Source organism: Candidatus Limnocylindrales bacterium (genome assembly GCA_035626395.1).
GTDB lineage: Bacteria > Desulfobacterota > Binatia > UBA1149 > CAITLU01 > DASPNH01.
Genome location: DASPNR010000002.1, coordinates 238,929 through 253,394 on the forward strand (window position 1 = coordinate 238,929; position 14,466 = coordinate 253,394).

Consider the following 14,466-nt stretch of genomic DNA (forward strand, 5'->3'; position numbering starts at 1 on the left):
TCACCCGCCACCGCGCTGCGGCAGCGGCAATCCGAGGCGCGCCATCACCTGCTTGATGTCGTCCCACACCAGGCGCTTGTCCGACGGGTTCCGCAGCAGGTAGGCGGGATGGAACGTCGGCATCAACGGGATGCCGGCGAATTCGTGCCACTGCCCGCGGCGGCGCGTGATGGAGGTGCGGTCTCGCAGCAGTGCCTGCGTGGCGAAGTTGCCGAGGCTGACGAGAACTTTCGGCGAGACCAGCTCGACCTGACGAAGCAGGAACGGCTCGCATGCAACGATCTCGTCGGGCTCGGGGTTGCGGTTGCTCGGCGGCCGGCACTTGACGACGTTGGCGATATAGACGTCGCTGCGCTTCAGGCCCATGCCGCGCGTGATGATGTCGGTGAGCAGCTTGCCCGCTTTTCCGACGAACGGCTCGCCCTGGACATCTTCGTCCTCGCCGGGCCCTTCTCCGACGAACATCAGATCGGCGGCGGGATTGCCCACGCCGAAGACGATGTTGGTGCGGCCGCTGCACAGCTTGCAGCGCGTGCACTCGCCGAGCACTCCGCGAAGCTGCTCGAGCGAGACCGCCTCGACGATCGCCTGCTCCACCAGCGGGCCGCCGAGGCGGGTACCGGCCGCGGCAGAGGAGACCGCCGGCGCCTGCGGCGTGGCGCCCGCCGCTGCCGTTCGCGCGTCGGCCGGAGCGGGCCCCGGTGCCGCAACGGTCGCGCCGGACCGAAGCGCGGCAATGTTCGCCGCCGCGCGTGCCTCGGCCGCCGGAGCACCCGCGCGCGGTAGCAGCTCCAGGCCCAGAGCCATCTCGCGCTCCAGGTAGACCCGTGCGAGCCTCAGTGCGTCCGGGTCCATTGTCCCATCACTTCGACCGCTGTACGGTGAGCGCTGTTTTGATTGCGTTCGTGCTGATGGCCGTGGCTCTCGTGCTCGTCGCACCCGGCGATGCCCTCGCCTGGGGCCCGATCACGCACATCGTACACGGGAGCGCCGTCCTGGCCAGCATCGAGCTGTTGCCGGAGGCCATGCAGGCGCTGCTTTCCGCCAACGCCGGCTGCTACCTCTACGGCTGCGTCGGCGCCGACATCATCCAGGCCAAGGCCTACACCCGCGACGTTTCGACACACTGCCACCGCTGGCCCGTGGCGTGGCGCATCGTCGAGGAGGCATCGACGGACCGCGAGAAGGCGTTCGCCTGGGGCTACATGACCCACCTTGCCGCCGACATCGTCTCGCACAACCATTTCGTGCCCAGCAGCCTGCTGCGGTCCTTTCCCTCGCCTGCCCTGGGGCACGCGTACTGGGAGGCTCGCGCCGATGCGCTCCAGGACCCGGAGCACCGCGGGATGGTGCGCCAGCTCCTGGCCGGCAGCTACCGCGACTGTGACGCGCTGGTGGGACGGGTCGTCGAGCACACGCTGCTGTCGCTGAAGACCAACAAGCGCATCTTCGATTCGATGCTGGCGCTGAGCAAGCTCGACCGCTGGCAGAGCTTCCTCAAGACCGTCAATGAGCGGTCGCGCTACTCGTTGGGCGTCGACACCGTGCACCGCTACAACTCGGCCTGCATTGCCGCCGCGCAGGATCTGCTCGGCAACCAGCGCGAATCCTACACCCAGAGCTACGATCCGACCGGCCACGAGGTGCTGGCGCGCGCCATCGCGCTGCGGCGCCGGCTGCGCGCTCTCAAACGCGCACGCAAGCTCGATCCGGGGCTGGAGAAGGAGATCGAGCGCCAGATCGGCCCCGACGAATCGTTCTGAGACTCAGGCCGAGGTGACGGCGCGGCGCGCCCGCGGCCGCGCGCGCAAGGCCACCACGCGATCCAGAATCCGGTCGGCGAGCTCGTCCTTCGTGACGAGGCCGGTTTCTTCGTCCTCACCGGCGGCATCCAAAAGCACCGCCGCGTTGGTCTCGGTCTCGAAGCCCGCACCGGCGCGCGTGACGTCGTTGGCGACGATGAGGTCGACGCCCTTGCGCACGAGCTTGTCGCGGCCGTGCCGGACGACGTCGTTCGTCTCGGCAGCAAAGCCGACGACGATCGCATCGGAAGACCTGCGCGCCAGCGCTGCCAGGATGTCCTCGTTCTCGGCAAGCTCGAGCACCATCGGCTCGCCCGCCTTCTTCTTGATCTTGGCCTCGGCAACGCGCGACGGGCGGTAGTCGGCAACGGCCGCGACCATGACGATCACGTCGCTGGCATCGGCGTGCGCTTCCAGCGCTTTTTTCATTTCCGCTGCGGTGCCGACGTCGATGCGCTCGACGCCGCGCGGCGCCGCCAGAGAGGTGGGGCCGCTGACCAGCGTGACGCGCGCGCCGCGGCGCCAGGCGGCCGCGGCAACCGCGTAGCCCATGCGTCCGCTCGAGCGGTTGGTCAGATAGCGCACCGGATCGAGCGGCTCGCGCGTGGGCCCCGCCGACACCAGCACGCGGACGCCCGTCAGGTCCTGCGGCGAGAGCGCCGCGCTCAACTCGGCCAGCAGCACCTCGGGATCGGGCAGACGTCCCAGCCCCTCGTAGCCGCACGCGAGCTCGCCGTGATCGCTGTCGACGATGCGATGGCCGAAAGATGCGAGCGCTGCGATGTTCCGGGCGGTAGCGGGATGCGAGAGCATGTGCGTGTTCATCGCCGGAGCGACGACGACGGGTGCGCGCGTCACCAGCAGCGCCGCGGTCACGATGTCGTCGGCCATGCCGGCGGCCATGCGCGCGATCAGGTCGGCCGTGGCCGGCGCGACCAGGACCGCATCGGCGTCCTGGGCGATCTTGATGTGTCCGATGGTGGCGTCCTCGCCCGGATCCAGGAGGCTGGTGGCGACGGGGCGGCGCGAGAGCGCCTGCAGCGTCAGCGGAGTGATGAACTCTCGCGCCGCCTGCGTCATCGCCACCTGCACGTCGGCGCCTGCAGCCAGCAGCCGTCGGACCACCTCGGCGGCCTTGTAGGCGGCGATGCCGCCGCCCACGCAAAGAAGAACGCGGTTGCCGGCCAGGCGATGCATCAGGCGCCCTTGGATACCTTTTCTTCCATTTTGCTGAGCTCGCGGAAGCTTAGTCCCTCACGGGCCAGGCAGACAACCCCAAGTATGACGGTGATCGCGAACTGACTGGCATGGACGAGGATGGCATAGCCGATGGCGCCCTCGGTGACGCCGAAGACGCCGAGGCCGACCTTGCAGCCCCACTCGAACTGGCCGACGAAGCCGGGCGCGCCCGGTACCGCCACCGCCAGCGCGACGACGGTGGCCACGGTGACGCCGCCGCCGATGTAGGGCACGTCGATTCCGGTTGCCGCAAAGCCGAGCGCGAACGTCAGCCCGATGAAGAACCAGATGTAGAGCGACCAGGCCACGGTGCGCAGCACCGTGGAGAAGTCGGATACGGTGCTCATGCTGTCGATGAACTCGTGCTGCAGCCGCACCACCATCGGGCCGATGCGGGGGATACGCGCCCAGAGTCGGTCGAGCACCGGCAGCAGCCGCTCGCGCTGGATCGTGATGACGTAGGCGCCGCCGAATCCGGCGATTGCCAGCATCGCCGCCAGCCCTGCCATCCACGACACCTCCGGCGCCACATCGACCGACGAAACGATGATCACGCCGAAGATCGCCAGTGCGACCAGGTCGAGCACGCGCTCGATCGCCACGGTGGCCACGGCCGATGCCATCGACAGCTCCAGGCTGCGCGCCACCAGGTAGGGACGGGCAATCTCTCCGACACGGAACGGCAGCACCATGTTGGCCATGAACCCGATGGCCGAGGCGGAGTAGATGGGCATCATCGGCAGCGGACGCCCGGCCGAGCGCTCGAGCAGGATGCGCCAGCGCTGGCAGCGCGTGTACAGGCCGTAGGCCCCGGCCGGGAACATCAGCGCGATGAAGCGGTAGTCGGCCCGTGCGATCTCCTGTCCGACCTGCCCCCAGTTCTCGCCGCGCACGGCCAGCCAGAGGAACAGGGCGGACAGCCCGAGCCCCACCGCCAGCTGGACGCTGCGCCGGCCGCGTGTGGTCATGGGTTAGGGCTCGCCGCTACCTCAGCGGCGGAATCGCGACGGAGGCGGCTCGGGGATCTGCACGTCGGGGTGCAGAGTCTTGGCGCGCTCCAGCAGCACGTCCTCGGTCTCGGGGATGTTGGGGTCGGGCACGCAGCAGTCCACCGGACACACCGCCGCGCACTGCTCCTGGTCGAAGAAGCCGACGCACTCGGTGCACTTCACCGGGACGATGTAATAGATGTCCTCGGCGATGGCCTCGTGCATCGAGCCGTCCGGAGCCTCCCACTGCACGCCGCCCTCATAGATGGCGGTGTTGGGACATTCGGGCTCGCAGGCGCCGCAATTGATGCATTCTTCTGTGATCAGCGTGGCCATACCACGTCTCTCCTGCCCCGGTGCGAAGTGAGCGGGACTCTGGCACAGCCAGACCTCGTAGTAAAGTTTGCCTCGAGCATTGTGGAGGCATCCATCGCAGCGGCGGCGGGTTTCGATTTGATCGCCACATGTGATTGAAGACCGATCCGCCGTGAGCGCCCACTCGCCCGAGAATTCCGCACCTGTGGGCAGTCCGCTCCGCCTCATCGACGGTGATCTGATGCGGGTCGAGGCGCGCATCGCCGAGGTGATCCGCGCGCGTGAGCCGCTCCTGACCGAGATCTCCGACTATCTCATCAACGCCGGCGGCAAGCGCGTGCGCCCGGCGGTGGCGCTGCTGGTGTTTCGCGCCTGCGGCGGCACCGACGTCACCGACATGGTGGACCTGTCGGTGTCGCTGGAGCTGATCCACACGGCCACGCTCCTCCACGACGACATCATCGACTCCAACGACGTGCGGCGCGGCAAGGACGCGGCGCCCGTGCGCTTCGGCATCGCCGACACGCTGGTGACCGGAGATTTTCTCTTCTCGCGCGCGTTCCAGGTGTGCGGACGGTTCGAGGAGAGGATCGTCGACTGGGCGGCCGACGCCTGTGTCCAGCTCACCGAAGGCGAGATCATGCAGGCCCGCTTCCGCCGCAACGCCGCGGTAACCGAAGACGATTATCTGGAGATCATCGCGCGCAAGACCGCCTCGCTGTTCGCGGCCGGCACACGCATCGCCGCGCACCTGGCCGGCCTCGATTCCGCACGGATCGATCGCATGAACGAGTGCGGACGCCAGATCGGCCTCGCGTTCCAGATGATCGATGACGTCCTCGATATCGAGGGCGACCCGCGCAAGACCGGCAAGCGCGTGGGCACCGACCTTCTCGACGGCAACCCTTCTCTCCCCGTCGTGTGGGGACTGGCCTTGCCGGCGGTGCGACGCGCGTTTCTGGAAGAGGGCTGCGGCGCCGACGTCGTCGAACAGGCGCTGAGCGAGCTGCGGTCAGCCGCGATCGGCGCGCGCGTTCGCGAGCGCGCCGTCGAGCATGCGCGCGTGGCCGCCGCGCTGGTCGACGAGCTGCCCGCTTCGGCATTTCGCGATGCGGTCCGTCAGCTCGTCTCCGAGCTCGTGGACCGCCAGCTGTAGGGAGGCGTCAGCAGGGTGCGGGGCGATCGGAGTGATTGGCCTGCCAGACGGCGCGGATGACCTGCTCGACTGCGACAAACTGCCGATTCATCGACACCAGATTGTCCAGTGCGCGCACCAGCTCGGCGCGGTCCTGTCCAACGGGCTCGGCGGGATCGCACACACGTGCCAGACGCTGTGCCGCGGTCAGCAGCTCCTCGGACGCGTGACGCAGGTGCACCGCCATGTCGATGAAGCTCTGCTCGTCGATGATCATGCTCTGTTCCCCTTGCCGTTCTTCCGTGCCCGAACGGCGATCCCATATCGCAACCCTCGTGCCAGCATCCAACACATTCGCCGCAGCCGGCTGGAAAAGGCGCTGCCGAGGCTGCTTTTTTGCGGGCGGCATCATGGCGGGCGACGCGCGGCCAGGTGCGGGGACGGCGCCGGCGCCGGGACGGCAGTGTCCGGCGGCGGTCAAATCGGTGCGCGGCTACCATCGGCGTCGGTCCTCGCCTAGGAGACGCGGATCGATGACCCGGGGCGTCGTGGCAGCGCCCGCCCGTCGCCCGACCGGCGCAACAACTGGAGGACCTCGATGATCAAGCTCGATACCGCCTTCGTCGGCGGGTCCATCGCCAAGGTGGCCGAGACGGCGCGCGCCGCCGAGCGCCTGGGCTTCGACGGCATCATGACCGCCGAGACCGCCCACGACCCCTTCCTGCCGCTGATGATCGCCGCCGAGCACACCAGCACGATCGAGCTGGGGACCGCCATCGCCGTGGCCTTCCCGCGCAGCCCGATGATCACCGCGCACATGGCGTGGGACCTCCAGCACTACTCGGGCGGGCGCTTCCTGCTCGGGCTCGGCACGCAGGTCAAGGGACACAACGAGAAGCGCTTCAGCGTGCCGTGGGTCGCGCCCGGACCGCGCCTGCGCGAGCTCGTCGAGTCGCTGCACGCGATCTGGTCGTGTTGGCAGGACAACCGGCCGCTGTCCTACCACGGCAAGTACTACTCCTTCAGTCTGATGACGCCGTTCTTCAACCCGGGACGCATCGAGGAGGGCCGGCCGCCGGTCTACATCGCCGGCGTCAATGAATACATGTGCCGCCTGGCCGGCGAGCTGTGCGACGGCTTCCACATCCACCCGCTCAACAGCACGCGCTATCTCGATGAGGTCATCCGGCCGCTGATTGCGGAAGGCGCCGCCAAGGCGGGGCGCAAGATCGAAGACATCACCCTGGCCGCTCCGTGCTTCGTCGTCATGGGTGACAGCGACGAGGAGCGCGAAGGCGCGGCGGCGGCGGTTCGCCAGCAGATCTCTTTCTATGCCTCCACGCGCACGTATTGCGCAGTGCTCGACACGCACGGCTGGGGCGAGGTGGGACCGCAGCTGCACGAGCGCTCGCAGCGCGGCGACTGGAGCGGGATGGCCGATCTGATCACGGACGAGATGCTCCAGGCCTTCGCCGTCATCGGGCGGCGCGACGAGATTCCGGGGCTGCTGAAGAAGCGCTTCGAAGGCCGTGTGCAGCGCGTGGCGCTGTATCTACCGTTCGTTCCAGGCAGCGATGACGATTGGTGGCAGCAGGTGATCCAGACTCTGCACGCGTGACCGGGGCCGACGAAGACGCGACTGTCCGTGATGGTCGTAGTGTGCGGTCGGCAGACTACCGAAGAGGCAGGCACCTTCTGGGCCGAAAGGTGCCTGCCCCGGGTTCCCCACCCTAGAAGATCTGGCTGCGCAGGTAGGTCGTGAAGCCGGCGCGTCGCAGCGAGGCCTCATGCGCAGCGGCGTCCTTGCGATTGTCGAAGGCGCCGCTGAGCACGCGGAACAAGCCGGCGTCGTTGACGATGCGCACCCGGCGTCCGCCCAGGCGCGACACCAGCTCCTCGGCATTCGCGCGCGTCCGGAACGCTCCGAGCTGGATCGTGTACAGCGTGGTGCCGCCGGTCTTGGCCGGCGCCTTGGCCGTCGCAGAGCCGACCTCCGGCTTCCGCGCCGGGGGCGCCGACGTCTTCTGCTTCGAGCGCGTCGACGGCGGCGGAGTCAGCACGGCGGCCTTGGCCTGAATGATGCGCGGCGCCTTCTCCTCGTACGCTTCCATGGCGGCCGGCATCTCTTCGTCGTCGGCGCCCATGGCCTCGTCCATGCCGAGCGTCGCATCGTCCTCACCGCGCGAATGGATGCTCGGGTCCGGCGGGATGGCGGTGGCGCGCGCCGTCTGCTGGGCGGCTGCGGCCCTCTCTCGCGCATCCGCCTCGCGCGCCTGGCGGTCGACGGCGGCTCGCTGTTGCTCCATCGCTGCGCGCTCGTGTTCGACCGCTGCGCGCTGAGCCGCCTCGCGATCGGCACGCTGCCGGGCCATTGCGTCGCGCTTGGGGAAGTTCGGCTTCTCGCGGTCGGCGGTGCCGGGCTCGTCGCCCCACATCACCTCGCCGTCATACTCGTGCGCCTCGGCATCGAGCTCACGGATCTCGAAATCGTCCTCGGAATGGGTGTCGATTCGGGTATCGCGCGATGACCACACGGCCAGATGCGCATCGGCATCCAGGCGCGGCTGTTTGCCTTCGTTGCCTGCGGCCTGGTCGTCGGACACGCGGCGCGGCGGCGCAACCGGCAGCCGTACGATCTCGGTCGGCTCGGACGACACCGGCTTGGTGAAGAGCTCGGTGGTTCGCCCCGGCGCGGCATCACGCTCGGGCGATTCGATGCTGTTGGCCGCCCACGTCAGCAGCACGCACGCGGCGACGCTGAACAGGCCCATCGCGATGAAGCTGCCGCGCCGTGAGTCGCGGCCGCGCACCGGCGCACGCCGATCCTCGTCTTCGTCGTCATCCTCGGCCCCGGCATCGAAGGTGATCTCGTCCTGATCCTCCTCGTCCTCGCCCGTGCTCCACGACAGGCGCACTTCGTCCTGTGCATCCTCGTCGGAGGTCCAGTCTTCCTCTTCGTCGGTCTCGTCACCCCAGAGGACCTCGTCCTCGTCAACGACCGTCTTTGCCGTGCGCTCCAGACGCAACTTCTGCTGCTCTCCCGCCATGGCTGATCCCTCCGCTCCACTCCACGTGTGGACGTGCTCGCTGCGAACCTGATCGCAACCTGCTCGCGCCGCTCGTTCCAGCGCCGCCAGCGTCAGCGATTCCAGCCGCATGAGACGGCCGCCGCTGGCCACGATGAGATCGTCGATCGCCTCGGGCGCGAACATCCTGCCGAGCTCGCCGGCGGCAGCGGCCAATCGCCGCTCCAGGTAGCGAATGCAGTCGCGCACGCTGAGCGGCTCGATGCGGCAGATCTGCAGAAGGTGCTCGAGCAGCGCGCGATCGGTCGTCGCATTCATGCGATCCAGAAGATCGGGACGCCCGAACAGGAACAGGTGCAGCGAGGGAGGCTCCTCGGCATCGTCGCAGAAAAGCCGTGCCAGCCCCGCCAGCGTCTGCGGCGAAAGTCGGTGCGCGTCGTCGATGACGATGGCGGTGGAGCCGCCGGCGGCCGATCGCCTGGCGGCGACGTCGATGAACGTATGAATGAGCTCGTCCTCGCAGGAGCCGTCCGTCCGATCGACGCCGAGCTGCGCCAGTGCCTCACGAACCAGACTGGAGATGGAAGAACCGGGCGAGGTGATCAGCGCGGCACGCGCGCGCCCGGCCAGTCGGCGCGCGAAAATGCGGGCCAGAAGGGACTTGCCGCTCCCCTCGTCGGCAATGAGAACGCTGAGCCCGCGAGGTGAGCGAAGGCCCGCCTGAAGCTCCGACAGCAATGCGGCCAGCGCGTTGGGCAGGCACTGCTCGTCGGCGTCACTGTTTCTTGGAAATGGGTCGCGAGAAAGCCCGAACACCGCCGCCACATCCATCCGCCTCACCTCCCGGCGGGCGGCCGACGATCTCGCCCCCGAGATCAGCCCCGCCCTCTCCTCCCGTCGTCGCATGGGCGCGTACGACGCTGCCATGCGTTGCGGCAGGCCGCAGCCTGCGCGCCACCCCATGACGCTAGCACACAGCCGCCTGTTTGCAATTCAGGCGCGGCCGCGTCCGTGAGCCGGCGCCCGGCACGAGCTCTGTAGCAGGCGGGAGAACAGCAGCAGCGGCTCGACTCGCGAGCTCTTGAGCGCAAGGTCGAGCTGAACGACTTCACGGTGCAGACGCAGCAGCTCGTCCATCTCGAAATTGGATGCAGCCTTGAGACGGAAGTAGCCGCGCCAGGAAGGATGCCGGCGGCGGAAGCTCTCGGGCAGCGACTGCATGGGACCGAACAGCAGCTTGTCGGCCTTCATCTGCATGGCCCCTCGCGGTAGCAGATCGAGCATCGGCCGCACTTCCATGAGCTCGCCGATGTGGGTGGCGAGCAGCGCCGTCAGGCGGAGCGGAGGCTCGCCGTCGGCGAGCAGGCGCTCGATCATCCTTTCGGCGTCGGCCAGGCGCCGCTCACTGACGGCGCCCGTGAAGTCGAAGACCCAGGTCTGCGCCAGGTCTCGCATCCCGCGCCGGACGTGCTCGACCTCGATGCAGGCCGGATCCGCGATCGTCAGGGTCAGGCGATCGACCTCCTGCAGCAACTCGCCGATGTTGGTGCCGGCGCGCGAGACGATCTCGCCGATGGCACCGGCACCGATGCGCGTGACGCCCGCGCCGCGAAGGCGCGCCTCGACGATGGTGGCGAGTTGCGCGGGATCGATGCGGCCTTCGCGCGTCGTATCGAGCCGAAGATCTTCGATTTTCGCGTGCTTGGCCAAGTACTTGTATAGCCGGCTTCGAGCATCGATGGAGGTGGCCGAGACGAACAGGAACGTCTCGGCGGGAAGGCCTTCTTCCAGGATGCCCAGAAGAGCCTCCTGTCCGCTGTCGCCGCTCTCTTCGCCGTCGCGCTCCTCGCCCGTCTCCGGGTCGGCCGCCTTGCCGCGCGCTCTCGGCGGCGACCATCCGCGAATCCACACGCAGCGGCGCGAGGCGAACATGCCGACCTGGCGAAGCGCGAGCAACGCCTCCGCCAGCGGCCGCTCGCCGCCACGAAACACTTCCAGGTTGAGCGACTGGGCCGATCGGTCCAGCACCTGGTCGATGGCAGACTGCACGAGCGGATCGACGAGCGAGGGCTCGCCGACAAAGAGCGTCACGGGCAGAGCGGCCTGGGCCGCCTTCGCGCTCACGCTCGCGTTCCGGGCCGTACGCGGCCGGTGCGTACCGGCGCCCACTCGCCGATCGCGGACGCGAGCAGGCGACCGCGATCGTCGTGGACGCCGGCTTCGATGACCACGCTGCGAGTGCCGTCGCCGCCGGTGATGCGTGCGCGGATCGTCAGCGGCCGACGCACGGTGACGGGTCGGCGGAACTCGACTTTCAGCGAGCGCGTCACGCCATAGCGGCCCGCCAGCTCGAGCAGCGCCCACCCCATCGCCTCATCCAGCATCGTCGCGACCACGCCGCCGTGCACGAGCCCTTCGTAGCCTTCGTACGCGCTGGTCATGCTCGCCTCGGCCACGACGGAGTCGCCGTCCCGGCGGAACGCCAGCTGCAGCCCGCGTTCGTTGCCGGGCGAGCAGCCGAAGCACCCGGCCTTGCCTTTGCCGTTGCCGCTCGATGTCCCCTCCGCACTCATGCCTGCAGGCGGGCTTCTCGACGGGGCGCGGGTGGCAGTCAAGTCTGGGCAGTGGCGCACGGATCCGAAGCGGGCAACTGCGTCGGACGCGGCGCCGTCGATGACGCGCCAGGGCGGCGGGCACCGGCAGGCGGCAATCCAGGTCCGGCCATGGCAAGCGAGGCCAACGTGGCGGCGGCAGGCGGCTGGCGTCGAAAATTGGAACCTGTTCTAATTCCGCCATGAACCCGAGGGCGCGGCGCATCGTCGACACCGCCATCGACCTTGCCGAGAAAGGCGGTTTCGAAGCCGTTCGGCTGCGCGACGTCGCCTCCGAGGCCGACGTCGCCCTTGGCACGCTGTACCGGTACTTCCGCAGCAAGGAAGACCTGCTCATCGCCGCGCTCACCTCGGAGGTCGAACAGCTCGAAGCGCGCATGCAGGCCAAGGCCACGCCCGGTGCGACTCCGCTCGAGCGTGTCAACGCATTCTTTCGCGGCGCCACCAAGGGCCTCATGCGCCGTCCGCGTCTGGCCCGCGCGATCCTGCGTGCCGCCGCCTCCGGCGATCACGAGCTTGCCGAGAAGGTCGCGTCCTTCCACGAACGGATGAGCGCGATGATCCTTGCCGCCATGCACGGTGTGACGGTGGGCGCCATCGCCGCGGCCGCAGCGCCGGGCGAAGCAAGCAACGGCGGCGCGGCGCCTGCCGTACCGACCGCGGACGAAAGGGCCGTTGCCGCTCTGCTGCAACACGTCTGGTTCTCCTGCCTGGTCGGCTGGGCCGGCGGCCTGATGGTGCAGAACCAGGTCATCGACCAGATGAACACCGCAACCTCACTGCTGATGCGCGCTGCGCACGAGGGATGAAGCCATGACCACGTCTCGCTATCCGATGCCGCCTTATCCGAACGGCTGGTACCAGGTCGCGTACACCGACGAGTTGGAAGTGGGCTCGCCGCAGCCGCTGCACTATTTCGGGCGCGAGCTGGTGATCTATCGCGGCGAGGACCGCCGCGCGCGCGTGTTCGACGCCTTCTGTCCGCACCTCGGCGCGCACCTCGGCTTCGGCGGCAAGATCGAGGGCAACGACATCCGCTGCCCCTTCCATGGCTGGCGCTACGACGGTGAAGGCAAGTGCAACGAGATCCCCTACGGCAAGCGCATTCCGCCGTCGGCCAGGCTGCGCGCGTGGGAGGTGATCGAGAAGAACGGCCTGATCATGGTCTGGCACCACGCGGGCGGGAGCGCGCCGGAGTGGGAGATTCCAGACGTGCCGGAATACGGGCACGAGGACTGGACGCCGTACGTGAAGCGGCGTTGGAAGATCAAGGCGCACAACCAGGAGATGGCCGAGAACTCGGTGGACATCGCACACTTCCGCTACGTGCATGGCACCCTGACGGTTCCCGAAAGCGTGGCCACGGCCGAAGGCGCGTGCCTGCACGTGGATTCCAAGATGAAGCTCGGCACGCCCATCGGCGAGGTCGAGGGCGGCATCGAGTCCAAGGCCTATGGCTTCGGCTTCAGCACGGTACGCTTCCGCGGCATCGTCGACACCCTGCTCGTAACTTCCGTCACGCCCATCGACGGTCAGTACGTGGACGTGCGCTTCTCGTTCAGCGTCAAGAAGATCGGCGACGCCGGCACCACGCGCGGCGTGGGCAAGGCGCTCATTGCCGACATCGACAAACAGATGAGCGAGGACATTCCGATCTGGGAGAACAAGGTGTTCCTGGAACGCCCGATGCTGTGCGACGGCGACGGGCCCATCGGCGTGTTCCGCAGCTGGTGCAAGCAGTTCTACAGCGCGGCTGCCTAGCGCCGCCGCTCGTCGCAGCGCCGGCGACGCGCGCGCATCGCGTCTTGGCACCGCAACCGGTCGGGCCGGCGCGCCGCGTCCGCGTGCTGTACCTGCCGTCTCTGCCGCCGACGACCCGTCAGCGTGCGGCGAGCTTCATCCCGGGTCCCTCCTGCCCCGCCAGCTCCATTCTGGCCGCCTTCTGAAGCTGGACGAAGGATTCCCGGATCGCCTCCACGAACACGTGCAGATCCGGCACCAGGTCCCAGTCCGCCAGCACGCCCCAGTACAGAGTTCCCATGTAGCTGAAGAGCGCGACGCCGAGGCCCTGATTCTCGAGCAGGTTCACCATCGGATAGATCTGCCGCAGCGGAGCGTCGAGCAGGTAGAGCTCGAGCTGCGGCCCCGGTACGTTGGTCACCACCAGATTGAACGGCCGCGAGCGCGTGGACAGGCGCACGGCCAGCGACAGCAGGCGCCAGGTCGTCATGTCGCTGACGCTGGCCAGGACCTGCGCGCCGAGCGCCTGTTTCGATTCCTTCAGGCGCGCCGTCGTCGCGCGTATGCGGTCCAGGCGCGTCACCGGATCCGCCTCATCGACCGGCAGATCGGTCATCCACAGCGCGATCCTGTTGCCGAGATGTCCGCGCTCCTCCGTGGATCGCACGCTGACCGGTACGTTCGCCCGGATGCGCAGAAAATCGGGATTGATGCCTCGGTGCTCGAGGAACGTGCGCACCGCGCCGGCGACCGTGGCGAGCACGACGTCGTTGACCGTGCCGCCGAGCGCATTCTTGACGGCCTTGATGTCCTCGAGCGGCAGCGCCAGCCAGTCCAGCCGCCGGTGCGGGCCGATGGGCTGGTTCCATGGCGTCGGCGAGGCAGGTCGGATCGTGGACGTCAGCGTCTCGGCCACGCCTTCGACGCCATCGACGACTTCGCGCACCACCTGCGACGGGTCCGAAAGCAGAGCCGGCACGCTCGCGAGCGCTGCCACGGGTCGCGCCACGCGCCGCCACAGCTCTTCGGCGGCAAGGACGACCGGGGACGGCGCGGGCCTGGGCACGAACGCGCGGGGCGGAAGGAACGTGGTGGTGGGAAACGGGTTCAGCAGCACCGCCATCAGATCGACGCCGGAGATGCCGTCGATCATGCAGTGGTGGACCTTCTGGATGACGGCGAAATGCCTGCCTCCTTCCAAGCCTTCGACGACCCAGAACTCCCACAGCGGCTTGCTGCGATCCAGCCCCTGCGAGTCGATGCGGCCGGCCAGCAGCTTGAGCTGCTCCGTCGTGCCGGGCCGCGGCAGGCTGGTGTGGCGCACGTGGTAGGCGATGTTGAAATGATCGTCGTCCACCCAAACCGGCAGCCGCTCGATGGGAACGTAGTCGAGGCGCTGGCGATAGCGCGGAATCTGGTCGAGGCGCGATGCAACGTAGGAGCGGATGCGCCCGATGTCGACGCCGCCGGACTCGTTGGCAAGCGAGGCGGTTTCGAAGACCGTCACCGCGCCGATGTGCATGTGCGCGTTGCCGTCCTCGAGGGCGAGGAAGGCGTTGTCGGCGGCGGTCAGCGGCTCGTAGGCGTAGCGGGCCATGGATCAGGAAG

At 68.4% G+C, this 14,466-nt stretch carries 14 protein-coding genes; 5 read left to right on the plus strand and 9 right to left on the minus strand.

What is annotated here, in order from left to right:
* Window positions 1-855 carry a uracil-DNA glycosylase gene (locus tag VEC57_01465; GenBank protein HYB97777.1) on the minus strand — a complete coding sequence of 285 codons (855 nt, stop codon included), beginning with the start codon at window positions 853-855 and terminating at the stop codon, window positions 1-3.
* Window positions 856-881: 26 nt separating this feature from the next.
* Between VEC57_01465 and VEC57_01470 the strand changes: the two genes are divergently transcribed.
* Window positions 882-1,763 carry a zinc dependent phospholipase C family protein gene (locus VEC57_01470; GenBank protein HYB97778.1) on the plus strand — a complete coding sequence of 294 codons (882 nt, stop codon included), beginning with the start codon at window positions 882-884 and terminating at the stop codon, window positions 1,761-1,763.
* 3 nt (window positions 1,764-1,766) lie between these two features.
* Here VEC57_01470 and coaBC read toward each other — a convergent pair whose 3' ends face one another.
* Genes coaBC through VEC57_01485 form a run of 3 tightly spaced genes read right to left on the minus strand, consistent with a single transcriptional unit; the run spans window position 1,767 to window position 4,366 of the window.
* The gene (coaBC, locus tag VEC57_01475; GenBank protein ID HYB97779.1) at window positions 1,767-2,999 is read right to left on the minus strand and encodes a bifunctional phosphopantothenoylcysteine decarboxylase/phosphopantothenate--cysteine ligase CoaBC; all 1,233 of its coding nucleotides are present in this window, start codon (window positions 2,997-2,999) and stop codon (window positions 1,767-1,769) included.
* A complete protein-coding gene (locus VEC57_01480) occupies window positions 2,999-4,009 on the minus strand; it encodes a lysylphosphatidylglycerol synthase transmembrane domain-containing protein (protein ID HYB97780.1) in 1,011 nt (336 codons plus the stop codon). Before VEC57_01480 ends, coaBC begins: the two co-directional genes overlap by 1 nt.
* Window positions 4,010-4,030: 21 nt before the next feature.
* Window positions 4,031-4,366 carry a YfhL family 4Fe-4S dicluster ferredoxin gene (locus tag VEC57_01485; GenBank protein HYB97781.1) on the minus strand — a complete coding sequence of 112 codons (336 nt, stop codon included), beginning with the start codon at window positions 4,364-4,366 and terminating at the stop codon, window positions 4,031-4,033.
* 184 nt (window positions 4,367-4,550) lie between these two features.
* On the opposite strand from VEC57_01485, the gene VEC57_01490 reads away from it, so the two are divergent.
* Complete coding sequence (locus VEC57_01490; GenBank protein HYB97782.1) at window positions 4,551-5,501, plus strand: polyprenyl synthetase family protein; 951 nt, start codon at window positions 4,551-4,553, stop codon at window positions 5,499-5,501.
* Between the two features lie 7 nt (window positions 5,502-5,508).
* Here VEC57_01490 and VEC57_01495 read toward each other — a convergent pair whose 3' ends face one another.
* A complete protein-coding gene (locus tag VEC57_01495) occupies window positions 5,509-5,892 on the minus strand; it encodes a hypothetical protein (protein ID HYB97783.1) in 384 nt (127 codons plus the stop codon).
* 186 nt (window positions 5,893-6,078) lie between these two features.
* Here VEC57_01495 and VEC57_01500 point away from each other — a divergent pair, with 186 nt between their 5' ends.
* Complete coding sequence (locus tag VEC57_01500; protein HYB97784.1) at window positions 6,079-7,098, plus strand: TIGR03617 family F420-dependent LLM class oxidoreductase; 1,020 nt, start codon at window positions 6,079-6,081, stop codon at window positions 7,096-7,098.
* 112 nt (window positions 7,099-7,210) lie between these two features.
* Here VEC57_01500 and VEC57_01505 read toward each other — a convergent pair whose 3' ends face one another.
* The 3 genes from VEC57_01505 to VEC57_01515 form a co-directional block, all read right to left on the minus strand.
* A complete protein-coding gene (locus tag VEC57_01505) occupies window positions 7,211-9,337 on the minus strand; it encodes an AAA family ATPase (protein HYB97785.1) in 2,127 nt (708 codons plus the stop codon).
* 162 nt (window positions 9,338-9,499) lie between these two features.
* Entirely contained in the window at window positions 9,500-10,630 is a 1,131-nt protein-coding gene (gene holA / locus VEC57_01510; GenBank protein ID HYB97786.1) for a DNA polymerase III subunit delta, read from the minus strand.
* Window positions 10,627-11,079, minus strand: a complete 453-nt coding sequence (locus tag VEC57_01515) for a PaaI family thioesterase (GenBank protein HYB97787.1) — start codon at window positions 11,077-11,079, stop codon at window positions 10,627-10,629. The genes holA and VEC57_01515 overlap by 4 nt, the downstream gene beginning before the upstream one ends.
* Before the next feature lie 221 nt (window positions 11,080-11,300).
* Here VEC57_01515 and VEC57_01520 point away from each other — a divergent pair, with 221 nt between their 5' ends.
* A complete protein-coding gene (locus tag VEC57_01520) occupies window positions 11,301-11,927 on the plus strand; it encodes a helix-turn-helix domain-containing protein (GenBank protein ID HYB97788.1) in 627 nt (208 codons plus the stop codon).
* A gap of 4 nt (window positions 11,928-11,931) precedes the next feature.
* On the plus strand, window positions 11,932-12,879 hold the full coding sequence (locus VEC57_01525; GenBank protein HYB97789.1) for a Rieske 2Fe-2S domain-containing protein: 948 nt from the start codon (window positions 11,932-11,934) through the stop codon (window positions 12,877-12,879).
* A gap of 118 nt (window positions 12,880-12,997) precedes the next feature.
* On the opposite strand, the gene VEC57_01530 is transcribed toward VEC57_01525, so the two are convergent.
* Entirely contained in the window at window positions 12,998-14,455 is a 1,458-nt protein-coding gene (locus tag VEC57_01530; GenBank protein HYB97790.1) for a wax ester/triacylglycerol synthase family O-acyltransferase, read from the minus strand.
* Window positions 14,456-14,466: the final 11 nt, after the last annotated feature.

Excerpts from the sequence above, each read along its gene's own strand:
- VEC57_01465 (HYB97777.1), bottom strand. The coding sequence starts at position 855 with ATGGACCCGGACGCACTGAGGCTCGCACGGGTCTACCTGGAGCGCGAG.
- coaBC (HYB97779.1), bottom strand. The coding sequence starts at position 2,999 with ATGCATCGCCTGGCCGGCAACCGCGTTCTTCTTTGCGTGGGCGGCGGC.
- VEC57_01480 (HYB97780.1), bottom strand. The coding sequence starts at position 4,009 with ATGACCACACGCGGCCGGCGCAGCGTCCAGCTGGCGGTGGGGCTCGGG.
- VEC57_01485 (HYB97781.1), bottom strand. The coding sequence starts at position 4,366 with ATGGCCACGCTGATCACAGAAGAATGCATCAATTGCGGCGCCTGCGAG.
- VEC57_01495 (HYB97783.1), bottom strand. The coding sequence starts at position 5,892 with ATGATGCCGCCCGCAAAAAAGCAGCCTCGGCAGCGCCTTTTCCAGCCG.
- VEC57_01500 (HYB97784.1), top strand. The coding sequence starts at position 6,079 with ATGATCAAGCTCGATACCGCCTTCGTCGGCGGGTCCATCGCCAAGGTG.
- VEC57_01505 (HYB97785.1), bottom strand. The coding sequence starts at position 9,337 with ATGGATGTGGCGGCGGTGTTCGGGCTTTCTCGCGACCCATTTCCAAGA.
- VEC57_01515 (HYB97787.1), bottom strand. The coding sequence starts at position 11,079 with ATGAGTGCGGAGGGGACATCGAGCGGCAACGGCAAAGGCAAGGCCGGG.
- VEC57_01520 (HYB97788.1), top strand. The coding sequence starts at position 11,301 with ATGAACCCGAGGGCGCGGCGCATCGTCGACACCGCCATCGACCTTGCC.
- VEC57_01525 (HYB97789.1), top strand. The coding sequence starts at position 11,932 with ATGACCACGTCTCGCTATCCGATGCCGCCTTATCCGAACGGCTGGTAC.
- VEC57_01530 (HYB97790.1), bottom strand. The coding sequence starts at position 14,455 with ATGGCCCGCTACGCCTACGAGCCGCTGACCGCCGCCGACAACGCCTTC.